Origin of the sequence: Dinghuibacter sp., assembly GCF_035492835.1 — a bacterium.
Lineage (GTDB): Bacteria > Bacteroidota > Bacteroidia > Chitinophagales > Chitinophagaceae > Dinghuibacter.
In genome coordinates, this window is sequence record NZ_DATJIY010000161.1 from 1 (window position 1) to 25,898 (window position 25,898).

Annotated in this window: 16 protein-coding genes; 7 read left to right on the forward strand and 9 right to left on the reverse strand. The window is 59.7% G+C overall.

Features of this window, described 5'->3' with window-relative positions:
- Positions 1–257 precede the first annotated feature (257 nt).
- The 6 genes from VL547_RS15095 to VL547_RS15120 form a co-directional block, all read right to left on the reverse strand.
- A complete protein-coding gene (locus VL547_RS15095; protein WP_325579247.1) occupies positions 258–1,304 on the reverse strand; it encodes a PorP/SprF family type IX secretion system membrane protein in 1,047 nt (348 codons plus the stop codon).
- Between the two features lie 96 nt (positions 1,305–1,400).
- On the reverse strand, positions 1,401–4,973 hold the full coding sequence (locus tag VL547_RS15100) for a PKD domain-containing protein (protein ID WP_325579249.1): 3,573 nt from the start codon (positions 4,971–4,973) through the stop codon (positions 1,401–1,403).
- Positions 4,974–5,027: 54 nt separating this feature from the next.
- Complete coding sequence (locus tag VL547_RS15105; RefSeq protein WP_325579251.1) at positions 5,028–8,726, reverse strand: PKD domain-containing protein; 3,699 nt, start codon at positions 8,724–8,726, stop codon at positions 5,028–5,030.
- Positions 8,727–8,799: 73 nt separating this feature from the next.
- Positions 8,800–10,929 (reverse strand): ATP-dependent DNA helicase RecG, encoded by a 2,130-nt coding sequence (gene recG / locus VL547_RS15110; protein WP_325579253.1) that lies wholly within the window; start codon positions 10,927–10,929, stop codon positions 8,800–8,802.
- Between the two features lie 22 nt (positions 10,930–10,951).
- A complete protein-coding gene (locus VL547_RS15115; RefSeq protein WP_325579255.1) occupies positions 10,952–11,599 on the reverse strand; it encodes an MgtC/SapB family protein in 648 nt (215 codons plus the stop codon).
- The gene (locus tag VL547_RS15120) at positions 11,596–12,315 is read right to left on the reverse strand and encodes a ThuA domain-containing protein (RefSeq protein WP_325579257.1); all 720 of its coding nucleotides are present in this window, start codon (positions 12,313–12,315) and stop codon (positions 11,596–11,598) included. The genes VL547_RS15115 and VL547_RS15120 overlap by 4 nt, the downstream gene beginning before the upstream one ends.
- A 66-nt stretch (positions 12,316–12,381) precedes the next feature.
- Here VL547_RS15120 and VL547_RS15125 point away from each other — a divergent pair, with 66 nt between their 5' ends.
- Complete coding sequence (locus tag VL547_RS15125; RefSeq protein WP_325579259.1) at positions 12,382–13,953, forward strand: ArnT family glycosyltransferase; 1,572 nt, start codon at positions 12,382–12,384, stop codon at positions 13,951–13,953.
- Here the strand turns inward: VL547_RS15125 and VL547_RS15130 are convergent.
- Genes VL547_RS15130 through uxaC form a run of 3 tightly spaced genes read right to left on the reverse strand, consistent with a single transcriptional unit; the run spans position 13,950 to position 17,024 of the window.
- Positions 13,950–14,609 carry a bifunctional 4-hydroxy-2-oxoglutarate aldolase/2-dehydro-3-deoxy-phosphogluconate aldolase gene (locus tag VL547_RS15130; protein ID WP_325579261.1) on the reverse strand — a complete coding sequence of 220 codons (660 nt, stop codon included), beginning with the start codon at positions 14,607–14,609 and terminating at the stop codon, positions 13,950–13,952. The genes VL547_RS15125 and VL547_RS15130 overlap by 4 nt on opposite strands.
- On the reverse strand, positions 14,602–15,627 hold the full coding sequence (locus tag VL547_RS15135; RefSeq protein WP_325579263.1) for a sugar kinase: 1,026 nt from the start codon (positions 15,625–15,627) through the stop codon (positions 14,602–14,604). The genes VL547_RS15130 and VL547_RS15135 overlap by 8 nt, the downstream gene beginning before the upstream one ends.
- Positions 15,624–17,024, reverse strand: a complete 1,401-nt coding sequence (uxaC, locus tag VL547_RS15140) for a glucuronate isomerase (protein ID WP_325579265.1) — start codon at positions 17,022–17,024, stop codon at positions 15,624–15,626. The genes VL547_RS15135 and uxaC overlap by 4 nt, the downstream gene beginning before the upstream one ends.
- Before the next feature lie 72 nt (positions 17,025–17,096).
- Here uxaC and VL547_RS15145 point away from each other — a divergent pair, with 72 nt between their 5' ends.
- The 6 genes from VL547_RS15145 to VL547_RS15170 form a co-directional block, all read left to right on the forward strand.
- Positions 17,097–17,660 (forward strand): RNA polymerase sigma-70 factor, encoded by a 564-nt coding sequence (locus VL547_RS15145; RefSeq protein ID WP_325579267.1) that lies wholly within the window; start codon positions 17,097–17,099, stop codon positions 17,658–17,660.
- Positions 17,661–17,745: 85 nt separating this feature from the next.
- Positions 17,746–18,690 (forward strand): FecR family protein, encoded by a 945-nt coding sequence (locus tag VL547_RS15150; RefSeq protein WP_325579269.1) that lies wholly within the window; start codon positions 17,746–17,748, stop codon positions 18,688–18,690.
- Positions 18,691–18,696: 6 nt separating this feature from the next.
- Positions 18,697–22,194, forward strand: a complete 3,498-nt coding sequence (locus tag VL547_RS15155) for a SusC/RagA family TonB-linked outer membrane protein (protein WP_325579270.1) — start codon at positions 18,697–18,699, stop codon at positions 22,192–22,194.
- 15 nt (positions 22,195–22,209) lie between these two features.
- Positions 22,210–23,757: a SusD/RagB family nutrient-binding outer membrane lipoprotein gene (locus tag VL547_RS15160; RefSeq protein WP_325579272.1), complete on the forward strand. Its 1,548-nt coding sequence runs from the start codon at positions 22,210–22,212 to the stop codon at positions 23,755–23,757.
- Entirely contained in the window at positions 23,754–24,617 is an 864-nt protein-coding gene (locus VL547_RS15165; RefSeq protein WP_325579274.1) for a BT_3987 domain-containing protein, read from the forward strand. The genes VL547_RS15160 and VL547_RS15165 overlap by 4 nt, the downstream gene beginning before the upstream one ends.
- A gap of 12 nt (positions 24,618–24,629) precedes the next feature.
- Positions 24,630–25,898, forward strand: a 1,269-nt coding sequence (locus VL547_RS15170; protein ID WP_325579276.1) for an acyltransferase family protein, incomplete at its 3' end; no start/stop codon positions are given.

Sequence of the window (25,898 nt, forward strand, 5' to 3'; positions counted from 1 at the left end):
ATAAGGTAAGCCACAGAATGAGCAAAGCAGAGCCGCACCGCATAAACAGTTCAAGTTGGGTTGTCAGGTTGTGATAAGCTGTTTCGGAGGGTGCGAAAAAAAAGGCGTCCCAACATTAGGACGCCATAAATCTAAAAGAAAAAAATCCGCTTCTCAAAATTTTTGATCCCGAATTAAACATAGTATAATAAAAAACGGGAAAAATACCCTCCCAAAACGCCGGCGCGCCAGGTGCGAAGGGGTGTTAGGGCGCCAGCTCAAAAACTCGGGCAAAGACTTTCCCTCCGATTCCCATTATACTCATCATAAAACCCATTATACTGCGCCGAAAACTCATACGCCCCCCGCGACCCATTATAATTCTTCAGCGACGACATCGTTATATCGTACGAGAAGGACAACACCACATTCTTCACCTGGAATCCGATCATCACGATCGCGGCGTCCCCCGTACGATAGTACAATCCCCCGATCAACCGATTGGTCCCGTCGCCCGCGAGGTTGTACTCCGCGTTCAAACCGAGCATGATCTCGGTGGCGCCGGCGTCGGTGGTGTAGTATACGTTCGGGTTGATGATCCACATATTGTCGGTGGTCTTGAAACGGGCGTCTATGTTGGCGATGTAACGGCGGGGGATCAGACCGAAGCCGAGGTCGCTCGATTCGAAGAAGGTTTCGCGGGCGTGGTTGATGTGCTGGACGGAGAAGCCGACGTTGACATAGGCGCGTTCGTTGGGGAACCACGCATAGTTCAGACCGGCCTGCATGTCGAGGTAGCTGGTTTGGGTGTTGTCGAGCGCCACCCCGGTGGGCACGCCGGCGTCGAAGAATTTGCCGTCGAACTGGTCGGGGAATTTCAGGCGGGTGACGTCGATGCGCTTTTGCGCCCAGCCGACGTTAAAGCCGGCGGTCAGCAGGGATGACAGCCCCAGCATCTGGTGATACGCGATGGAGCCGTAGGCCTCCGTCGACGTGAGGCTGCCGCTGCCGGCTACGTCACGCAGCAGCACACCGCCGAGCCCCAGCCAGCCGTTGTCGATCCGGTTGCGGAAGACCTGGGCGTCGCCAAAAACGCTCATGGTCTGGTAGGGCACCTGCATGATAGTGCTCCACTGGTTCCGGTAATTCGCACCCAGCCGGTAGTCCGCCTCGGGCAGGAAACCCGTGTTGGCTGGGTTTACCAGGAGGGGCGCGTTGAAATATTGGGAAAAATGAAGGTCCTGTGCAGAGACCGTAAGCGGTCCTTGCGCGACAACAAACCCAAGCAGCCACAGGGCGGCCAAACGCCGCATCGTCTTTTCCATAGTTTTTGTCTTTTGTTGACGCCGAAGCGCCTATATGTTGCCCCTTCGGGGTCCGCGCCGGAGCGCGGCAAGTCACGCAAGGAATCCCAAACCACACTATCTTAATAACGTAATATCCCCCGTCTTCGTTGTCCCCTGACCATTCGTAAACGTCGCCTTCAAGGTATACGCATATACATCCATAGGTTGAAGGACACCCCGGTATTTCCCGTCCCATCCGTCGTCCGGACTTTGGGATTCGAACACGAGCTGTCCCCATCTGTTAAATATTTTCCAGTCCATTTTGGCGATGCCGAAGCCCTTTACCTTGATGACGCCGTCGACGCCGAAACGGCCCGGGGTAAAGGCGTTGGGTACGTCGAGCAGGGGTAGGATAATGGCGGGTATGGCGCTGCACGTGGTATCAGGGCAGCCGGTCGCGTTGATGGCGACCAAACAGGCATTAAAGGTACCACTTATATTGTATTGGTGCGCCACCGTATCCCTGGAAGTAGTGGCCAGCGAATCCCCGTCTCCGAACATCCATACGAAACGGACCGCGTCCGGCGACGAGGTGTTGGTGAACACCGTGGGCGTATTTTCGCGGGAGGGGTTGGGCGCCCAGCCGAAGTCCGCCACGGGGCTCCCCGACACGGTGATCGTTTGGGTGGTCGAGTCGATGATGTTACAGGAATTGGAGTCGACCACCACTTCCTTTACCACGTAAGTTCCCGGCTTGGGATACAGGTGCGTCGGCATCACCTCCGTCGACGTTTGTCCGTCCCCGAAACTCCAGTAAAAATGCTGACCGCCCTTGATGATGGTATTGAAAACGGCGTCGTAAGGCGCACACCCCGCCGCCGGGGTGTTAAAGCCCGCCTTGACCAGCGGGGAAATATTGAGCATCAGGCTGTCCGACTGGGGGGAGTTGCAGTAACCGGTGTCCTGCATGGTCAGGACGACCGTGTAGGTGCCCGCCGCGGGGAACCGGTGATCGACCGAGTCCAGCCCGGTGGTTACGGTGGGGGTGCCATCCCCGAAGTTCCAGACAAAAGCGCTGTCGGAGAACGTCCCGCCGGTGGAATGGTTATAAAAACGGTAGGTAAGGCTGTCGCACGGCGGCAACTTGACCAGGGTATACGACACCAGGGCCTCGTTGTTCCTGGACGTCAGCGTGACATAGGAAGTGTCCGCGCCGTTGCAGCTGTTGGGGTCGATCGATATCAGCCGCGCGGTATACACGCCGACGTTGGGATACCCGTGATCGGTGGATGGCGTCGTCGTGGTCTGGTCGGGCGTTCCGTCCCCGAAGCTCCAGATATAGGTCACCGCGTTGGCAATGGTATCCGTAAAGTGCACCTGGAGCGGGGCGCAACCGAGGTGGGCATAAGCCGGACGTCCGTCGATGGTCGCCTTCAAACCGGAACCGACACCCGCCAGGTTGAAGCCGATCTTGACGCCCGCCTCGTTACAACGTCCATTCGATTTGTTGTTAGGGGCATAAGCCCTCTGGGTGGTCGGAAAATAGGCGCCGCCCCCGCAGTTCGCGCAGATACCCTGGTAGATGACCCCGTTCTTATCAAAGCGGCTGGTGCCCCCGTCGACGTGCTCCTGGAACTGGCCGCCCTTCTGGCCAAAGAAGCTTCCATAAAGCTGGCCGGCCGCATTTCTTTGCATGACGAAAAAGTAAAAATCGCTCCCGTCGGTCAGCGGCTGTACGTTTCCCGGCGTGATGGGCAAACCGGCAGTCCCCGCGGACTGGTACCCTTCTATGTTATTGACCCGGCCGCCCCAACCGGAAACGTACACGTTTTCGCAGCGGTCCACCAAAAAGGCCACGGGCGATATATTCGGCACCGTCGAGACCGTCCCCCATACCGTCGAATAGACATAGGCCGAAAGGTCGGGCTGGAGCTTGCAGATGAACTGGCGGCTGCCCGGGACATTGTAGGGTGCGTTGATGATGGGCCAGGTCCCCGTGGTGGTGCCCATGATATAGGGATAGCCGAGCTTGTCGAACTTGACGCCGTAGACCTGGTCGATGCCCGGCGTCCCGATATAGGTGCTTTTGTTCAGCGTGACGCTGTTGCCGTTGTCGGTCAGCCACGACACGAAGCCGTCACAGGTGCCCTTGGCAAAAGCCGGTTGCAACCCGCCCCTGGCGGGAAAATCGTCGCTCGTCGTTCCTCCCCCTACGTATATAGCGCCCGGGACCGTGGGAGACAGGTCTATCACGTAGGCCGCGTCGTTCCCGCTCCCGCCCAGGTACGTCGCCCAAAGGATATTGTTGACCTGGGGATTGATCTTGAGCACCACGCCGTCCTGGAACCCGTTCAGGGTACTTTGGAAGGCACCCGCCGTAACGGGAAATTTCTTGGATTGGGTACAGGACGCCAGGTATACGTTTCCAGCCGCGTCCACGTTCACTTCGCTGCGGGCGTCGTCTCCATAATTCTGTTTGAGCGAGTTGGTGCCCTGCGCGGAATAGTCCGCGATGTTGACACCGTCGGCGCCATCGCCGCCGATCTTCATCGAACCCAGCAGCTGGCTGCCGTCGGCGCTCAGCCGGCACACGATGATGTCCCAGCCGCCCCCACCGCCGATGACCGCCGGGATACGCAGCGGGAAGTCCTGCGAGCTGCTGCGCCCGGCGATGATCAGCTCCCCTGCGGGGTTTTCGATCAGGCTGTGCGGCTGGTCCTGCGATGAGCCGCCTATGTAGGTGGCCCATTCGCGGTTTTGTCCGTTCCAGGTGAGCTTGATGATGGCGATGTCGCCCGGTATGCCCGAGCCGTCCTCACCCTTGAAGTTGACCTGGTAGGCGCCGGGCGATGTATCGAAACCGGCGTCGGCGATACCACCGAGGTACATGCTCCCGTCGGCCCCGTATGTCGCGGTAAAGCCCCAGTTGTCGGCGGGGCTGCCCGTAAAGGAACAGAAGTAGAAGGTCGGGTCGATGACCAGTGTCCTGTTGTGATCGTACGCCCCCGGCTCGAAGGAGACCACGTTCCCGCGGACCTTGTACCGCATGGCGACGCCCGCCCTGCCGCTGTCGCCCGGCTGGTATGATTCCGGCACCCGTTCGAGGGATTCGCCCACCGTGGTCCCCACGTGCAGCTCACCAGCGTGGACACGCAACCCGGTGGTATATCCATACGAAAGACGGACCTGCGAAAGGTCCGCCCCGGGATGCACGATCAGGTCGTACTTCAGGCGTCCCCCATCCGAATAATACCGCGCGTCGATACCCGGGTAAAGGTCTTTGTAGGTGACCTCGTCGTAGACCCGGCATTTCGACGCCCATTTGGATGGGTCCTTCCCGATAAAATAGTTATTGAACCCCTCTTCCTGCTTGGAGGGGATGAGCCGTGCGGCGGGGTTGGCGCCCAGGAACCGGACGGTATAGGCGTGGCGGTGGACCAAAAAAGAGTCCGATGTCAAAGGCGATATCCGCGGCCGCCCGTGGACGATGGCCTGAACCCGTTCGTAGTCCTTCTGATCGTACATGACTGCCGTATACCCGTCCGGGCTCAGGGCGAACCCGCTCCCCTCGAGCGCTACGCGGTAGGAGACGGACTTGTCCCACTGGCCTTTGTTCTCTATAAATTGAAAGGGACCGCCCGTTTGGGAAAACGCGGGTGAGCTACAGAGCAGTAGCCAGGAAAGCCAGGCAAATGGCGATTTCTTCAAAAGATCCCCTTTTCTATATTAAGTTACGCCAAGCGCCCCTCAAATCCAAAGGCGTTAACGTAACAATGTGATGTCCCCGGTCCTTCGCGCCTGGGTGCCGTCGGTGAACTCCACGCTCAGGGTATACGCATACACGTCCATGGGCTGGAGCGTGCCCCGGTATGTCCCGTCCCAGCCGTCGTCCGGGCTTTCAGACGTGAACACCACCTGTCCCCAGCGGTTGAATATCCGCCACTCCATCTTGGCGATCGCAAAACCCTTTACCTTGATCACGCTGTTCACCCCGAACCGGCCCGGCGTAAAGGCGTTCGGGACGTCGATATCCGGGGACACCAGGGCGCTCACTACCTGGCAGACCGTGTCCGAGCAGCCGTTGGCGTTGAAGGAGATCAGGCAGGCGTTGAAATTCCCCGTGGTATTGTACTGGTGGACAACCGTATCCCGGCTCGTGGTGTTGAGCGTGTCGCCATCCCCAAACAGCCACTTGAAGCGCACGGCGTCTTCCGAGGAGCTGTTGGTAAAGACCGTGGGTGTGTTGTTGAGGGGCGGGTTGGGCGCCCAGCTGAAACCGGCAGTGGGTTTGGGCACGAGCGTCAGCACCGAGGTCGTGGAGTCTATCTTGTTGCACGTCGACGGGTCGGTGACGACCAGCTTGATGGTATAGGTCCCCGGGTTGGGGTAGTAATGCAGCGGGCTTTCGTCCGTGGACGACGTACCGTCCCCGAAGGTCCAGCTCCATTGTGTCCCGCCGATCGATTCGTCGGTGAACTGGACCGAGTCGGGCGCGCACCCGTTGGTCGGCCCGTCGAACTGCGCCTTGACGTTGGCCGCCACGCGGAGGGTGCGTTCAACGGTTTCGGGTGCGTTACAATAGCTGGTATCCGTCAGGGTGAGCTTGACGTCGTATACGCCTGCGGCGGGATAGCTGTGCGTTTCTCCTTCGGTACCCGCCCGGACAAGCGGGCTGTTATCCCCAAACGACCAGGTAAAGGAAGTATCGGTGAACGGGTTGGCGCCGGGCGCGGTGGTAGAGTTGTTCGTGAACTGGTAGCCCAGGTTTTCGCACGGCGGTATCTTAGCATACGTCCAGTCCACGTGGGCGCTGTCGTCTGCGGCGCGGATGATGGTATACGAAGTGTCTTGCCCGTTACAGCTGCTGGGATCGATGGAGATCAGCCGGATCTTGTATACGCCCGTGGCGGTATAGGTATGGCTGGTAGTGGGCACGGTGGTGGTCAGGTCGGGGGTGCCGTCGCCGAAATTCCAGTCGTAGGTCACCGCATTGCCGATGGTATCGGTAAAATTAACGAGCAGGGGTATACAGCCGAGGTTGGAGAATGCCTTCCCGGTGATCGAGGCTTTTACACCCGAGCCCACCCCGGCCAGGTTGAAGGCGATCTTGACGCCGGCCTCATTACATCCCCCGACCGAACCGGCTTTCAACGTGCCGTTGTCCGGCGCGAAAACGTTCCGCGGTTTGGTGGGGAACACCGCTCCCCCGTAACAGTTGGCGCAGATGGCCTGGTAGATCACGCCATTTACGTCGAAACGGCTGGTGCCCCCGTCCACGTGTTCCTGGAAGTTGCCCCCGTTCTGACCAAAAAAGCTACCGTAGAGTTGACCGGTCGCGTTTTTTTGCATGACAAAGAAGTAGAAGTCGCTCCCGTCGGTGGTCCCCTGCGCGGGGCTGGGCGTGAGAGGCAAACCGGCCGTGCCCGACGAAGGATACCCGTTACCGTGGTCGACGATCCCGCCCCAACCGGACACATAGACGTTTTCGCAGCGATCCACCAGGAACGCCACGGGCGAAATATTGGGGCCCGCGCCCGCGGCGGAGGCCGTACCCCACGTAGTGGAGTAGACATAGGCCGAAAGATCGGGCTGCAGCTTGCAGATAAATTGCTTGGCGCTTTTGACGTTGTAGGGCGCGTTGATGATCGGCCAGCTGGCGCTGAGGGTCGTCCCGGTGACATAGGGGAAACCCAGCCGGTCGAACTGGAGACCGTAGATCTGGTCGACGGCGCCCGTGCCCAGGTAGGTGGACTTTACCAGGCTGACCGAATTCCCGTTGTCCTGCAGCCAGGTGATATACCCATCGATCGCCCCCCCGTATTTAGGTTGCACCACGCCGGAGGCAGGCACGCCGGGTAAGTCGCTGGAAGCGGTCCCCCCGGCCACGAACAGCTGGCCCGTGATCGGGCTGATGTCCAGTACATAACAGGCGTCCTCGTCGCTGCCGCCCAACAGGGTGCTCCACATTAATGTGTTGTCCGCTGCGTTGATCTTGATCACGACGCCGTCCTGGGCGCCCTTGTTGGTCGTCTGAAAACCGTTTAGCGTCGGAAATGCGCCGGGACCGGAAGCCGGCGACCGGGTACAGGACGCGACGTAGATATTATCGTTCTTATCGACGATCACCTCGCTCCGGGAATCGTCTCCGTAGTTCTGTTTCAACGACTGCGCCCCGAGCGGTTGCTCGTACTGGTCGGTGATGTTGCTGCCGTCCTGTCCGGATCCCCCGATCACGATGGACCCCAGCAATTGCGAGCCGTCGTTGCTCAGCCTGGATACAAAAATGTCCCAGGCGCCGCCGGCACCTATGGTGCTGTATCTCGGGAAATCGGCGGACCGGGTGTGTCCCACTACGATCAGGTCGCCGTTGTGGTTCTCGATCATGCTGGTCGGCAGCTCGTCGTCGTCCTTGCCACCCAGGTAGGTGGCCCATTCCTCCTGCGTACCGTCGGGGCTCAGCTTGATGATCGCCACGTCCGGCGGGTACGCGCTTTGCACGGCCGTTCCCTGGAAACCCGGCTGATAGGCGCCGGCCGTCGTCAGGTAGCCGTTCTGGGAGATACCGCCCATATACATGCTCCCGTCCCCGCCATAGGTTGCCGTAAAACCCCAGTTGTCTCCCTTGCTCCCGGTAAAGGAGCAGAACTTGAACGCAGGATCGATCACCAGCAGCTTGCTGTGGTCGTAGTCCCCGGCGTTGAAGGTCACAACGTTCCCCTTGACCTTGTACCGCATGTTCACGCTGGTCCGTCCCGAATCGCCCGGCTGATAGGAGTCGGGCACCTGCTCCAGCGTCTCGCCCAGGGGTGTGACCACGTGGAGCTGGTTGCTTTTTACATACAAACTGGTGACGGACTGGTATTGCAGCTGGACCTGTGAAAGATCGGCCCCGGGGTGGACGATGATGTTATACTTGAGGCTGCCCGCTTCGGAGTAATAGCGTACGTCGATACCCGGATAGAGGTCCTTGTACATCACGCCCTGGAAGACCCGGCAGTGGGAGGCCCAGGCAGAACGGTCATTCCCCAGGAAATAATTGTTGTAACCGCCGGTGGGCTTGTCGGGCAGTATCTGCACGCCGGCGCTGGCGCCCGCGAACTGCACGCCATACGTATAGGTTTTGACGATCATGGAATCGTTCGGCTCTTTACCGGGGTTAGCCGGCGCGCCGCCCAGGTTGAACGTCGGAAGGGACGGGTTCCCGGCGCCCACGTGCGCCGTCGGCACGCCGTTCAGCGGCTTACCCGTCAGGTCGAATTCCTGGCGGTTGAGCACCGTATATCCAGCGGGGTTGAGATAGAATCCGCTTTCCTGCATATCCGCGCTGAACAGCACGGACTTGTTCCATTGGCCTTTGTTCTCGGCGAATAACAGGGTTCCGGGTGACTGGGCGCGTCCATCAAGCCAACCCAGGGTCGATAGGAAAAGAAATAGCGCCGTCCTTTGGAACATGTGGTTCATCTATTTGAGTGTTGGCGCCCGCGGGGGCGCGTCCTTCATTACAATAAACGGCAAGGACCGCGCAAAAGTTGTGCTAAGATATTTTACTCCAGGCGGTTTTACCCTTTTGAGACAAAAGAAACGCACGGATGGGCCGGTGGTCGTCCAGCAGCAGCTCCGGATCGGCGTCGGCGATCCGCACAGCTTCCCCTTTGGCCAGGTCCAGCCATTGCTTGTCTTGGACTATCGAAGCCAGGCGGAAGTTTAACACCCCGCTCTGACGGGTCCCCTCGATGTCCCCGGGTCCCCTGAGCTCCAGGTCCTTTTCGGCGATCTCGAACCCGTTTTGCGTGGCGGTCATGATGCGGACGCGCTCCCGGGCCTCCTGGCCAAGCTGCCCGCCCGTCATCAGGATACAATAGCTCTGTTCGCTGCCCCGCCCCACCCGGCCGCGGAGCTGGTGGAGCTGGGAAAGCCCGAACTTCTCGGAGCTTTCGATCACCATCACGCTCGCGTTGGGTACGTTTACCCCTACCTCGATGACGGTGGTGGACACCATGATCTGGGTATCCCCTTTTACGAACCGCTGCATATTAGTCTCCTTTACCTCCGTGGTCTGCCGTCCGTGCACCATGCTGATCCAATAGGCCGGCTCGGGGAAGTATGCCTTTACGTTTTCATAGCCCTTCATCAGGTCTTCGTAGGCCAGTTTTTCCGATTCCTCGATCAGCGGAAAAATGATATACGCCTGTCGCCCCTTGGCGATCTCGCTTTTGATAAAGTCCATCACCTTCGGCCGGCCGGACTCGTGCCGGTGCACCGTCACGATTGGCTGGCGCCCCGGGGGCAGCTCGTCCATGACGCTATAATCCAGGTCCCCGTAGGCCGTCATCGCCAGCGTCCGTGGAATGGGCGTCGCTGTCATAACGAGTATATGCGGGGGTATGCTGGCTTTTTTCCAAAGACTGGCGCGTTGGGCTACGCCAAAACGATGTTGCTCGTCGATCACCGCCAGCCCAAGCCGCTGGAACTGTACGGTGTCTTCGATGAGCGCGTGCGTCCCGATCACGATGTGGATGTCACCTTCCGCCAGCCTCCGGAGCGCCGCCCGTTTGGCGGCGGCTTTTGTTGATCCCGTCAGCAGGGCCACCTTGATGTCCAGGGGCGCCAGCAAGGCGCTGATCCCTTCGTAGTGCTGTTGCGCGAGTATTTCCGTGGGGGCCATGAGACACCCCTGGAAGCCATTGTCTATGGCCAGCAGCAACGACAGTACCGCCACGATGGTTTTGCCGCTGCCCACGTCGCCCTGGAGCAACCGGTTCATCTGCTTACCCTGGCCGGTGTCCTGCCGGATTTCCCGGAGTACGCGCTTTTGTGCGTTGGTGAGCTCGAACGGGAGGCATTCCTTGTAAAACCGGTTGAACGAGTCGCCCACCTTTCCGAAAAGCGGCCCGTGCGATTCCTTATGGCGCCTGGCCTTGGCGATGTTCAACCGGAGCTGGGAAAAAAAGAATTCCTCGAACTTTAGCCGTTCCACGGCTTTGTTAAAAAATTCCAGCCGGGCGGGAAAGTGCACCTGCCGGTAGGCATCATAACGGGAGGGAAAACCCAGCCGCGCGACCATGTCCGCCGGCAGATTCTCCGGAAAATCCTTGGGCCCCAGCGACTCGAACAGCTGCCAAACCAGCTTGCCCATCTGCCGCCCGTTCAGCCCCCTGGCCTTGAGCTTCTCCGTGCTGGGGTAGACCGGCTCGAGAAAAGGCTTCCCCTGGAGCTTTTCCGGGACGAAGTCCTCTATTTCCGGGTGTACGATCTGGGGCTTGCCCAGGAAGAACGTCAGTTTTCCAAAGATGAGGTAACGGCCACCCACCTGTACCCGCTTCAGCGCCCAGGGGATACCCTGGAACCACGTCAATTCCAGCACGCCTGTCCCGTCGGAGACGGTGGCCACCAGGCGGCGCCCCCGTTTTTCCCCCTGTTCCTCCAGGCTGAGCACCGCGCCGGATACCTGCACATAGTCCGCCTGCCCGGACAAGGCCCGGATGGGCAACACCTGTGTTTTGTCGATATGCCGGAAGGGAAAACAGTCCAGGAGATCCCCGAACGTAAAGATTTGCAGTTCCTTTTTCAGCAGGTCGGCCCTTTGGGGCCCGACACCCTTAAGGTACTCGATAGGGCTGGTCAGTATGGAGGACAATGCCGCGATGACTTCTTTTACCGGCAAATTTACGAATTGGATGCGCTTCTCACGGCGGCGTTTCGTTGTCGAACGACGAGACCCGCTCATCCTCCAGCAGGGCCCTGTCCAGCGCGGCAAAGCACCCGGCGTTGCCATACACCTCGTACCAGCTCGTAACCAGGTTGCCGTTCCGGCTCTCCTTTTGCTTGATGTATTTCAACCCGCTGCGCCGGAAATCCTCCTCCACGCCCTCCGGGGGCAGCGCCGCCCGGTCAAAGGTTACCCGGTAGTTCCGCCGCTGGTGGAGCCGGTCCAGCCAAAATTGGACGCGCTCAAAGACCCCCAGCACGATCAACGCCACCACCGCGGTAAACGCCGCCAGCGCGTAATTTCCGGTGCCGGCCGTCATGCCGATGGCGGAGGCTACCCATATCGCCGTGGCGGTGGTCAGACCCGAGACGGAAAAGCCATCCTTGAAGATCACACCGGCCCCGAGGAAGCCGATCCCCTGCACGATATTCGCCGCGATCCGGTCCGGGTTGCCCGGGCCGCCGATGTAGTAGGACATCAGCGTGAACAAGCAGGAACCCAGGCTGATCATCGTCAGCGTCCGGAAACCCGCCGCCTTGGAGCGATACTCCCGTTCCAAACCCACGGCCGCGCCCAAACCCAGGGCGACGAGCAGGCTGTAGATGTCATGTATGCCTGGACTCATTTTGCCTCTCCCAGCGCGTATTTTATACCGCCGAGCACGTGCTTCAGGTACAACGGATCCTTCCACGACTCCTCCGTATGCCCCAGCTCGGTATAAAAAGCGCGGCCGCCATCATAGCTATGCCTCCACGCCATCGGATGGAAGTTTCCGTTGGAGCCCCCGGTGTAGCTGTGCTCGTCGATCGTGAGCAGCACGTGCAGGTCCGGTTGTATATCCCTGAAATTGTACCACTCGTCGAACCGGCTCCAGGTCGTGGGCAGGTGCCGGGTCGATATGTCGGTCGAATCCACTACGTGTATCGTCGCCTGTTGCTGGGCCGGGTGCTTGACAAAGTAGGCGCCGACCAGCTTCCCATACCACGGCCACCCATACTCCGTATCCGTGGCTGCGTGTACGCCCACGAAACCCTTTCCCGATTCTATAAACCGCTGCATCGCGTCCTGTTCCGCGTCATCCAGCACATTCCCCGTAGTGCTGAGAAAAACGATGGCGTCGTACTTCTTCAGGTTCGCATCCGTGAAAACGGTGGAATCCTCCGTCGTATCCACGTCGAACCCGTTCTCCCGTCCCATCGCCATGATGGCCAGCTTGCCCGGTCCGATCATGCTGTGCCGGTACCCTCCCGTCTTGCTAAAGACCAGGACCCGGGGTTTGTGTTTGGCGGCCGCCACCGTCAAGGCGGCCAGGAACAGTACGGCAAGGAATCGTTGGATCATGAGCGCTTGTTTTTAAGGTTCCCCTAAAATACACTTAAATTTGACGCCGACTTCAAAGTGTCCCCCATGGAAAAAAACGATGCGCAAAGGAAAGTGCTCATCCTGATGGCTTGCTCGCTCGTCCTGCGTATCGTCGCGGCAACCACCATCGAATTGGGTAACGACGAGGTCTATTACGCACTGTATCCCCGCTACCCGGACTGGAGCTACTTCGACCATCCCGCCATGATCGCCTGGGTCGTGCGCATCCTCAACGGCGGCCAGACCGCCCATACCACCTGGACGCTGCGGCTGCCCGCCCTCCTTTTTGGGACGCTCAACCTCTACATGGCTTACCTGATCGGGCTGCGCCTGAAGAGTCCCCGGACCGGCTACTATGCCGCACTGCTCTATGCCAGCTCCCTATACGTCACCGTTATCTGCGGCGTGTTTATCCTGCCCGACACCGCCCAGTCCTTTTTCTGGCTGTTATCCCTGCTCGTGCTCGTGCGGCTGTTCTCCAGCCGGCAGGACCGCAACCGGCGCTGGCTGATCTTTGGCCTCGCCGTCGGACTGTCCGTCCTGTCGAAGTACCACGGCGTCTTTTTGTGGGCCGGGGCCGGGCTCTATGTCCTGCTCCGCGACCGTCGGGAGCTTACCAATCCCTTTATGTACTTCGGCGGTCTGATCACCATCGCCTGTTTCTTCCCCATCGTTTACTGGAACATACACCACGGCTGGGCGTCTTTTGTCTACCACGGCAACCGGACGCTGGGCAAACAGGAGCTGATCAACTGGGGCAACCTGACCCAGCAGGTCCTGGGCGAGATTTTTTACAATTCCGTCCCGGTGGTCGTCCTGATCGGCTGCGCGCTCTTCGCCTATCGGCGCCGGCGCTACCTTGAACCCCGCCAGCTCGTCTTCCTGTTGTGCATGAGCCTCCCTCTCATCGCCTTTGTCTGGGCCCTCAGCACCCGTCGCGAAACGTTACCCCACTGGACCGGCCCTTCTTATTTATCCCTGATGCTCCTGCCCGCCGCCTGGCTCGCCGACCGCCGCGTCAAACCCGGCGTTCCACCTGTGCTGTGGGGCAGCCTCGGACTCACCGTCTTTATTGTCCTGGCCGGCATTTTCGCCATCAATACCGGCATCCCCGACCTCACCGGCGACAAACCCGCGCTCACCAAGGACTACCATAAGGACGACTTCACCCTCGACATGTACGGCTGGGGCCAAACGCGGACGCAACTCGACAGCCTCCTGACCGACCAGGTCCGCAGCGGCGCCCTCAGCCCCGACTACCAGTTCCTCCAGGTCAATTGGTTCAACGGCGCCCACGTCGACTTTTACATCGCCGGACCGCTACACCGCCACACCCTCGTGCTCGGCCCCATGCGCAACATCCATCAATTCTATTGGGTAAATCAACACCGGGCCCGCGACTGGGACCAGGTAACCGACTATTGTTTCGTCACCAACAGCCGCGAATATCAACCGCCGTCTGCCCTCCCCTCCTTCTTCCTCCCCTACCTCACCCGCACCGACACCCTCCCCATCTACCGCGCCGGCCGCCTGGCCGAAGCCGTCTTCGTCACCATCTTCCGCAACGTCCCCCCCGACTCCGTCCGCGCCGTCGTCGAGCGGCCCTACGAGCCCTAGACGCCGCCGCGGATTTCCCGTACCAGCGCCAGCACGCGTCGCGTTTCCTCCATGAGCCTCGCATAGTCCTTGGCGGCCAGCAAAGAAGGGCTGATAAGCCTGCTCCCCATCCCCACCCCAATAACCCCCGATTTGAACCACGCCTCGAGGTTCCCGCGCTCCGGCTCCGCCCCCCCGGTCGGCATAAATGCCATCTCGGGGAAAAGATCGCGGACTGCCGACACAAACGCGTGTGTCAATAGGTTCCCGGGGAACAACTTTACGAACGTCGCGCCCAAGCCTTCCGCCACGATGATCTCGGTGGGGGTCATACACCCCGGCACCCAAAATTTGCCGGCGGCTAAAGCGACGTCCCCGACCTCCGGCACTACGCCCGGCGAGATCAGGAAGTCCGCGCCGGCAGCGATGTACGCACGCGCCTGGTCGCCCGTCTTGATCGTCCCGATGCCCAGCAGCAAACCGGGCAGGGACCTGTCGCGCAACGCCAGCAACCGGGAGAAATTCGACAGCGCCTCCGCGCCCCGGTTGGTAAACTCGACGACACGGATACCGGCGTCGTATAGCGCCGTCAATACGTCCTCGCAGACAGAGGGATCGGGGTGGAAATAAAGGGGAAGCACCCCTTGTGTCTTTATTTGCTGAAGTATATTATGCATGTTGCTGGATCGTTTGCAAAACCTGTGCTACGGTTTGACGGGTGGAGTCGCCTTTCTCCTGGAGCTTGCCGATCGCGGCCGCGGCGGCGTAGTCGATGGTCCGCTGCGGGTCCCAGCCCTGGACGCCCCCGTAGATCAGGCCGCCCATGAAACAATCGCCGCTTCCCACCTTGTCGACCACGGCGTCGGTACGGAATTCACGGGACACGTGAAGACCGCCATCCCGGGAGAACAGCGTCGCGTAGTAGTGCAGCCCTTCGGAAACCTTTTCGAATCGGAAGGTGTGCGCCACGCGGCGACAACGGGGATAACGGGCGAGGATCGCTTCCGAGGTGGACCGCGAATGATCGAGGTACCGTTGTTTCGAGCCCTGCTGGTGGACGTCCTTGTCGACCGGTATCCCCAGCAGGCTCTCCGCCGCCCAAAGGTTCCCCATCACGACGTCGCAATACTCCACGAGCGACGGCATCACCGACACCGGAGATACGCCGTATTGCCAGAGCTTGGAGCGGTAGTTGAGGTCCACCGAAATGGAGAGTCCCTTGCGGGTCGCCGCCTCGAGCCCTTCGCGGCAAAGCGCCGCCACCGAGGGCGTCAGGGCGGGGCTGATGGCGCTGAAGTGGAACCAACCGGCGTCCTGGAGCACGAGGTCCCAGTCGATCGCGCCGGCCGCGAGGCCGGCAAAAGCCGATCCGGCCCGGTCGTAGATCACCCCCGCGTGTTGCAGGTCAGACCCCTGGGGCAGGTAATAGGCGCCGACGCGCTGGCCCGTCCATAGGACGGGAGACGTATCCACGCCGCGACCTTCGAGCCAGGCGGCCATGTCACGGCTGAGGTAGTTATCCGGCATGGCGGTACAATACGCCACGGGCTGGTTCCAGCTGGCCAGGGCGCAGGCCACGTTAGCCTCCGCTCCGCCAACAAAAACGGGCATCCTGGCATCCTGCAGCCAGTGGCCTTCCAGTGCGGGGGACATCCTCAGCAGGATTTCCCCGAAACAAACGACGATGGAGGTCATACGAATCCAAAATATTGCTTCGCATTATAATAGCAGATGTCGCTCACGATCTTGGCGATCCAGGGGATGTCCCCGGGAAGCTCGCCGCCCTCCACCTCTTCACCGAAGAGCCGGCAGACGAGCCTGCGGAAATATTCGTGCCGGGGGAAGGAAAGAAAACTGCGTGAATCGGTGAGCATCCCCACGAACCGGCTGATCAGCCCCATGTTCGAGAGGGTATTGAGCTGTTGCGTCATCCCGTCCTTTTGGTCCAGGAACCACCACGCCGACCCGAACTGGACTTTACCGGGGATGGTGCCGTCATTGAAGTTCCCGATCATGGTGGCCATGACCGCGTTGTCGGCGGGGTTCAGGTTATAGAGGATCGTCCTGGCCAGGTGGTCGTTGGTGTCCAACCTGTCGAGGAAACGTGACAACGCGCGTCCCTGCGCAAAGTCGCCGATGGAGTCCCAGCCGGTGTCGGGTCCGAGCTCCCGCCATTTACGCGTATTGTTGTTACGGAGGGCGCCCAGGTGGAACTGTTGAACCCAGCCCTTTTCATGGTCCCACTCCGCCAGCTGGTGGAGCAGGGCCGACTTGAACTGCCGCCGCGATGCCTCGTCGGGAAGCTGACCCAGGCGTACCTGGTCGAACACCCGGTTCACCGTATCCACGGAAAAATCGTCGGCATACATTTCTTCCAGACCGTGGTCTGAAACCGTGCAGCCGTTCGCGGCAAAAAAGTCATGCCGGTTGCGGAGCGCCATCAATAAATCCCCATAGGTCGTGATCGATTGCTGCGTGGCCCCCTCCAGCCGCTCCATATAGCCGTTAAAAGCGGCCGGGTTGTCCACCAACAGCGCGTTATCCGGGCGGAAGGCGGGATATACCTTCGTCCCAAAGCCGGACGCCGCGATGGCGCGATGATCGTGCAGCGTATCCGCGGGATCGTCGGTAGTACAGACGACCTCGACCTTCATGCGGGTCAGGATCGAACGAACCGAAAACTCTGGCGTCTGTAACATACCCGAACAGGTGTCATATATACCGGACGCGGTCGTCGGGTTCAATATTTCGCGCACCCCGAAATACCGTTGCAGCTCCAGGTGGGTCCAGTGATACAACGGGTTTCGCAAGGTATAGGGTACCGTCTCCGCCCAGCGGGCGAACTTTTCCGCATCGGGTTTGCCCCCCGTGCAATAGGCTTCGGACACGCCGTTGGCCCTCATGGCCCTCCATTTGTAATGGTCTCCCGCGAGCCACGCTTCGGTAAGGTTGGCGAAGCGATGATCCCCCGCGATGAGCGAAGGCGACAAGTGACAGTGATAATCTATGATGGGTAGCGCGCTGACGTGATCGTGATAAAGCAGGCGCGCCGTTTTGGTTGTCAATAGGAAGTCCTCGTCCAGAAACTGCATGCGCCGAAGTTAAAGCAAAGGAGCATGAATAAATTATTAAATTTTGCTTTTATGCATTACATTTAGAAAGCCATGCAACCTGCTATGATAGAGACCTTCGATGACCAATCGTTAGTGTGTGCCTTACAGCAAGGGAGCAGGGAAGCCTTTTCCGAAATCTACCGCCGTTACAGCCGGTTGCTGTTTGTCCAGGCTTACCGGAAGACCGGTGTCAAGGAGGTATGTGAGGATATTCTTCAAGAGACATTTTCCGCCCTTTGGACCGGTCGGGAAACCCTCCGCCCCTCCACACCGTTACGGGCATACCTGCTCGGCATCCTCCGTCACAAGGTCATCGACTACTACCGGACCAGCGCGCTCAGGCTGAGACACCTGGACTCCCTCATCGCCCTCCTGGATCGCCCCGAAGCGCCCCTGGCGGAAATCCTCCACGCCAGAGAGGCCGAACAAACGATCCACTCCCACATCCAGTCGCTGTCCGAGAGCGTCCGCACGATTTTCATGCTGAGCCGCTACGACGGGTTGTCCGTGGAAGACATCTCGCAGCGGTTACATCTCTCGAATCAAACCGTCCGCAACCAAATATCCTCCGCGCTGAAAACCCTTCGCCACAAATGGCAGGAGTCGCCACACTAAGGCGATCAGTGCCCGCGCCGCCGCCCCCTGAAATTTTTTTTCATCTCCGATAGTACATTTCCCCACCTTCTCCGATATAGTATATATGCACATAGATGATTTGGCTGCTTTGCTGAAGAGGTACCACGAGGATCAGTGTACCCCCGAAGAGCGGAGGATCATTGAAGAATGGTACGAAGGCCTTTCGACAGCTGAGTCAATCCCGGATGAAGCGGAGATTTCCGCCAGCCTGGAAAGGGTGCTGGACCGCGTGCAACCGCAAGCCGCCGAACCCGCGCGGCAACAAGCCGAACCCGGGCAGGAACGGCCGGCGCAGACACGCCATGCGCGCTGGCCCTGGTATGCCGCCGCCGCATCCGTCCTGCTGATCGCCGGCATCTACGCGCTAACGCCACGTACCCGGCCCACGCCGGCAATCGAAACGCTCTGCGTGACCACGGCGGCCGCCGAAGTCCGCCAGATAACCCTACCCGATGGCTCTGCCGTAACCCTGAACGCGAACACTACCCTGTCCTACGAAAAAAACTTTGCCCAACGTCGGGTCCACCTCGAAGGCGAGGCCTTTTTTCAGGTAGCGCCGGACCCGGGAAAACCGTTTATCGCCGACGTCCGGAACACCACCGTAACGGTGCTCGGTACGTCCTTCGACATCCGGGCATACGAAAGGGACACCGTCACGAAAGTCGCATTGCTGACGGGCAGGGTGCGCGTGGGGGAGACCACGCTCAACCCCGGCGAGATCGCCCGCAAAGGAAGCAACGGGCTGCGGGTGGGCCGGATCGACAGCGACGTCACGGCCTGGGAGCAAAAGGCCATCGACTTCCGGGACGCGTCTTTCGAGGACATCGCCTTTGCGCTGCAAAACACCTATAACGTACGCCTCGTGAACGCCAGCCATAAAAAACGCTGGAGCTACACCGGCTACTTCCAGCATGAGAGCGTATGGGAGATCGTCCGCACGATCTGTATAACCGAACACCTGGACTACCGGTCGGACCAGGGCCAAATCATACTCGTCAACAAAAATTAACCGCTCATGAGAAAATTCTTGAGACCCCCGGGCACACCGCCCGGATGGGGCTGGACCCTTCTGCTCGCGCTGTGCTGTATCGGCGCCCCCCAAATCCTGAGAGCGGGGGGGCAGGACCAGGCGGACCTGCGCGTGATCATCGATCACCAACCCGCTGAAAGGGCGTTTCGCCTGATCGAACGGCAAACCCACCTCACCTTTCACTTCGACAAAACCGAGATCGATCCATCGGAGGCCGTCACCCTGCACTTCGACAAGGCTTCGCTCAACACCATCCTGGGGGCCATCACCCGACAGACCGGCTGGGTCTTTCAACAACGGGGCGACAAGATACTCGTCCTCGGAAAAAACACGCCCCTTCCCCCGGTAGAACTGGAAGTGGCGCCGCCCGGTCTCGTCAAGGGACGGATCACGGACGCCGCCGGTAATCCCCTCCAGGGCGTGACGATACAAGTGCAAGGGACCAACACCGGGGTGCAAACGGACGCGGACGGCCGGTTTTCGATCAACGTCGCCAGCGGGGCGGTGCTCGTCGTCTCCTACGTGGGTTACGAGACCCAGGAGGTCAAAGTCTCCGGTTCAGAGCTGGCCGTGGTGATGAAGGACCTGAAGAAGGTCCTCAATGAGGTCGTCGTCACCGCGCTCGGTATCAAGCGTCAGGCCAAGGAGCTGGGCTACTCCACCGCCCGGGTCGGGAACGGAGAGCTCAACGAAACCAAACAGACCAACCTGGCCACCGAGCTTTCGGGCAAGGTTTCGGGGCTCCAGATCAACACCAACGACAACAGCGTCAATCCCACGACCCGGCTGGTATTACGCGGGAACCGCTCCTTTCTCGGCAACAACCAGGCCCTGCTCATCGTGGACGGGGTGCCCGTCGACCTGAATTATATCAACTACATCAACCCCAACGACGTCGACAACGTCACCGTACTCAAGGGCGCCAACGCCGCGGCCCTTTACGGGTCCGACGCTTCCAACGGGGTGCTCATCATCAACACCCGCAAGGGCAACCAGGGCAAGCCCTCCATCACCGTCAGCTCGACCATCACCCAGGAGCGCGTCGCCTACCTTCCCGAATTGCAAAACTCCTTCGGACCGCACGCCGGGGAATACCAGCAAGGCTATGCCTTGTTCACCGACCAGGACGGGAACCGGTTATATATCCCCTTTGAGCAGCAGGCCCAGGGGCCCGCGTTCAACGGAGATACCGTGCTGATCGGTTTCCCGCAACGGGACGGCAGCGTGCTGACGGGCCCCTACAAGGCTTATCCGAAGGCCAAGTACGACTTCTTCAACAAGGGCTACACCTGGCAAAACGACGTCTCGTATTCCTCCGGCGACGAACGGGGTTCGTTTTACCTGTCGGTCCAGGACGTCAACACCAAGGGCGTCGTACCGGACGACGAGTCCCGGCGCACCGGCTTCCGGTTCAACGGCAACCGGACCTATGGAAAATTCACCGCGACAATCGGACTCGCCTATAACCAGTTCCGCGTCAACCAGGACGCCGATTGGGGGGACACCTATTTCAGCGTAATGGGTTTTCCACCTAACATCGACATCCCGGCTTTCAAAGACGTAAACAACTATGTCAACGCCTCGATCAACGGGTTCCCCATACCGTGGTCGTTGAACCCCTATTGGTACATCAACAACGTCCGCGGGAACTCCACCAACCACAACCTCGTCAGCAACGCCGACCTCACCTGGCGCATCGCCCCCTGGCTGAGCGCCACCTATCGCGTGGGCATGAACCTGTTCGTACAGGACGGCAAGATCAACACCGCCGGGAAGACCTATTCCAACGACGCGATCCTGTACAACAACTATTCCTTCAGCGGCGACAACTACGTGGCCTATTCCCCCGGCCCTCCCGCGACGACGGATAACTTCGGCATACAGACAAGCCTCAACACGACCACCCTTGTCAGCGCTGACAAAACCTTTGGTAAATTTTCGGCCAAGCTGATCCTGGGCTATACCACCAACAGCGCCTACCAGCGGTATTCCAGCCAGTCGAGCTCGTCGCTGGCCTTCCAGAACTTCTACAACATCGGCAGCGGCACCCAGTCCCCCAGCCTCAGCGACTACCGCCAGACGATCCGGACCACCGGCGCCTTTGCGGACGCCACAGTGGGTTACAAGGAGTTCCTATTCGTACACGGCTCCGTCAGACGCGATCAGAGCTCGCTTTTGGCCGAGCAGTTCCGGACCTTCTACTACCCCGGCGTGGACGCTTCGTTCATCCCGACCGAAGCCTTGTCTTTTTTGAAGGACAACAAGGTGCTGTCGTTCCTGAAGCTGCGGGCCAGCCTTACCCGTGTGGGCAATATAAACATACCGCCCTATTCCCTGGCCAACACCTACGTCCCATCGGGTACGCCATACAATGGTTTCCCCTTCACCAGCACCGGGACGACGAGCTACGCCATCAACCAGACCATCTACAACCCGCTCCTCAAACCGGAATTCACGACCTCCCGCGAGGTCGGCGCGGAGCTCGGCTTCCTTCAGAACCGCATAAACGTACAGCTGGCCTACTACAACGAAAAAACCACCAACCAGACCGTACCCGTCCAGGTATCGCCGGTCACGGGCTATGGCACGCAATACATCAACGTCGGCGAAATGCAAAGCAAGGGCTTCGAAGGTGACCTCAACCTGACGCCCTTGGTCAAGCTGCCCGGCGGTTTCCGCTGGAACGTGGGTGTCAACATGAGCCTGGTGCAGAACCGGGTTATCAGCCTCCTTCCGGGGACGACGGAATTGAACATCGGGGGCTCCTCCGGCTCGAAGGGCCTCGTCGGCAACGACTACGCGATCGTGGGGCAAGCCTACCCCTACATGAAGGTCATCGATTGGGCGCGGGACCCGCAGGGCCACGTCATCGTCGATCCGGTGACCGGCCTGCCCAGCCAGGACCCCAATCCCCGGCCCTTCGGCCAGGTAAATCCCAAGGCAACGCTGGGCCTGAACACCTCCATCCAATACAAGGGCTTTACGCTGTCCGCGGTGGGTGAATACCGCGGGGGTAACATCGTCTTCAACAATTCACCCTATATCGACGAATTCGGTCTCACGCCCCGCTCGGCGGCTTCGGGCCACCAGCGCTTCGTCTTCCCCAATTCGGTCATCGAGACGGCGCCCGGGAAATACGAACCCAACACCACTACTACGATCAACGATATATTCCTTTTCTGGGGTCAGAACGGCTACGCCTATCTGCCGCCCTCCATGTTCGTGAGCAGTGCCGCGTTCTGGAAGATTCGGGAGATATCGCTGGCGTACGACATACCGTCCGCCGTGCTGCACCACGCCCGGATCATCCGCAAGGCCACCATCACGCTGGTCGGTCGGAACCTGTTCACCTGGCGGCCCAAGGACAATATATGGACCGATCCGGAATTCAACGACGACAACTCCAACGCCGTGGGCCAGAACTCCCCGTTGCAACCGCCACCGGTCCGGAGCTTTGGCGCCAACCTGACCCTCGTCTTTTAACCAAACCCGTCAACCATGTCACCACACCGCATACGAGCCGCAGCCGCCCTTTTCCTGGTAGGGCTTTGCGCCTGTAGCAAAAGCTACCTGAACGTCAACAACGACAACCCCAACCAGGTCACCAGCATCCAACCCCAGTTGCTGCTAGCGGGGACCCTCAACACAACGGCTTCCATCGTGACCACGGACTTCCCCTTCCTGGGTTGCTACCAGGGATACTGGACCATCTCCCAGGGTTTCTCGGACATCACCGACTACGCCAATTATAATTTCAGCACCAACTTCGGGCAGAACATCTGGACCGACGTATATGGCAACCTGGGCAATATCGCGCAGATCGAAGCCGCCGCGCGCGCGGACAGCACCCTCGTCCTGTACGGCGCCATGGCTAAGATCATCAAGGCCGTGAACTTTCAGATACTCGTGGATGTATACAATGACATCCCCTACTTCGAGGCTTCCAGCCCCATCAACATCTATCCCAGATACGACAACGCCGATACCGTCTACCAGCACCTGGTGATGACGATCGATACCGCCATCGCCCAGATCAACGCCGCTTCGCCCAGCGTCTCCCAGCCCACCGGTTCGGACGACATCATGTTCGCCGGTAATATGACGTCCTGGAAACAGTTCGGCAACACCCTGAAGCTGCGGATGCTCCTCCACCAGGCGGGGCTGACGGCCAAGGCAGGCTATATACAAGACCGTCTCCAGGACATCGCCAACGAGGGTGACGGGTTTCTGACCGCCGGGCAAAACGCCTCGGTCAATCCCGGGTATTCGCAGAACAACAACCAGCAAAACCCGTTTTTCGCCTCCTTCGGCTTCAACTCCACCGGCGGCGCGGCGTCGAATTACACCAGCTTTAAGGCCAACATCTATACGATCAATTTTTTCAACAATACCAACGACGCCCGGATCGGTTACGACTATGCGCCGCTCACCGGGTATGGCGGCAACCCACCCTACCTCTATGTGGGCGCACCCTTTGGGACCATCGGCTTGCCGTCGCCAACGTCCGCTTCTTCTATCGGCGCGTATATGCCGGCCACGGCTACCAGTCCTGCCGGTCCCCAGGTGGGCCTGCTCCAGAACGATGCCCAGTCCTGCCCCATCCTGACCGCCACCGAGAGCCTCTTTTTGCAGGCGGAGGCGGCGGAGCGCGGCTGGATCCCCGGCGACCCCGAAAGCCTCTATGAACAGGCCATCACCGAGTCCTACAGCTATCTGCTGGTGACCAACGCCGCCACCGCCGCGGGTACGTACTACGGCCAGGCGATGGCGAACGTGGGCTGGACCGCTTCCCCCAACAAGCTCGAAGCGATCATCGTCCAGAAGTGGGCGGCCCTCAACGGCATCGACCTGGAAGAAGTATGGAGCGACTTCCGCCGGACGGGCTTTCCGTCGGACCTGCCGCCCTCCAATTCCCCCAACGCCGTCTCCAAGACGCCCCCCGTGCGTCTGTTGTATCCCCAGATCGAATACCAGACAAACTCGGCAAACGTCAACGCCGAAGGCACGATCAATCAGTTCACCTCCAAAATATTCTGGATACCATGAGCAACCGAATACTCCTGCTGGCGATCGTCATCGCCGGCGTATCCTGCCTGAAGCCGGCAAAGTATTACACCGACTTCTCCAATGTCAGCGCCATCGCCCAGTTTTCCCTGGGGGGCACCGGCGTGACCAACGCATGGGTCACCGTCCAGCCGACACCGACCGACTATACGCTCATGGTGAACGTCGCGGCGCCAAACCCCCTGGGGAAAGCCGTCACCTTCACCCTGGCGCTCGACACCGCCGACTTCAACGCACAACTTATGGGGAACGGCTATACGCTCCTCCCCGACAGCGTATACACCGTCCCCACCTGGCAGGTGACCATCCCTGCCGGCAAGGACTCGGGAACCTTCCACGTCATGATCAACAGCGCCAAGCTGGGCGGCAACCTGGGGTATATACTCCCCCTCCACATCACCGACGCCCAGGGACTGCCCGTCAGCTCCAACTTCGGGTATGGATTCTGGCTGGTACAGAACGGTAACGCCTATACGGGGCTTTATCATTCCCTCGGCTACCGAAAAGAGGTCGGTAAAACATTTATGATCAATCAGGATAAATATTTGTATTATGCAGACACGACGGGTGGGATGTATCCGCCCAACACCGTTATCGCCCAGGCGGGGGACGACGTTACCTATATCGACTATGGCATCGGCATGGACCTGACCGTGGACCCGTCGACCAACCAGGTCACCGTAACCTCCGATCCGTACCAGGGCGCCGGCGGCAAGATACCCCTGAACAATATGGGTGTCTGCCAGTACGACCCGGTCAACCGCGTGTTTACACTCAACTACAGCTATGTGAACGCCTACGGAAATACCGACACCCTTCAAGAAGTTCTTACAATAAAATAGGAAACCCATCTCATGCTACAAGCCAAACAACGATTTCTGCCACTGGACGTACTCAGGGGGATGACGATCTGCTTTATGATCATCGTCAATACCCCCGGCGGCCCGGCCTATTGGCCGCTGGACCATGCACCCTGGAATGGCTTCACCCCTACCGACCTGGTTTTCCCCACTTTCCTGTTTTGCGTCGGGAACGCGATGAGCTTTACCATGCGCAAATACGAGGAACAGGGCCGGGGTGCGGTGCTGGCCAAAATATTCAAACGGACCGCGCTCATCTTCCTGTGCGGCTTCCTGCTCTACTGGTTCCCCTTCTTCCAGCACACCGACGCCGGCTGGTCGATCCGCCCGTTGTCGCATGCCCGCATCCTGGGCGTGCTCCAGCGCATCGCGCTTTGTTACGGCATCGCGTCGTTACTGATCTATTTCCTGCCCCGCAACGCCGTATGGGCCGTGGCCATCATCTTCCTGCTCGGCTATTGGTTCCTGGCGTGGTATTTCGGCGACCCCGGCGGCGTTTCCCCGGATAGCCTCGTCGGCCCCTATACCCTCCACGGTAATGCCGTCCTCAAGCTCGACCGCCTGATAATGGGTAACAACCACCTTTATCGCGACAGCGGTCCTCCCGCCCTGGGCTTCCCCTTCGATCCCGAAGGCATCCTCAGCACCATCCCCGCCGTCGTCAACACCATCGCCGGTTACTACGCCGGTCTCTATGTCCAGAAGAACGGCCAGCAAGCCAAAAAGATCTGGCAAATGATCGCCGCCGGCGCCCTCCTGGTCATCGTCGCCTGGTGCTGGAATACCGTCTTCCCCATCAACAAGAAGCTCTGGACCAGCTCCTTCGTCGTCAACACCGTCGGCATCGACCTGATCCTGCTGGGCTTCCTGATCTTTATCATCGACTTCCGCGGATGGAAATCCTGGACGCCGTTCTTCGTAACCGTTGGGAAGAACCCGCTGGCGGTGTACCTGCTGTCCGAGTTGCTGATCGTCGTGCTCTTCCTGATCCCCGTCGGCGACAACGACCTCGCCGGCTGGATCATCAGCCACACGACCGCCCACATCCCGCCGCCCGAAATCGGGTCGCTGGTCTTCGCCATCGGCTACATGCTAGTCTGCTGGTGCTTCGGCAAGTTACTGGAAGTCCGCAACGAGAACCTCACGTTCAATACGCTGCGCATCGATGGGAATTACTATCCGTATGTGCCGCCGGGGATGAGGGGGCATTTCTTTGCGGAGATTACTACCGTGTCGGATTTCCGGTTCAACATCTTTGCGTTG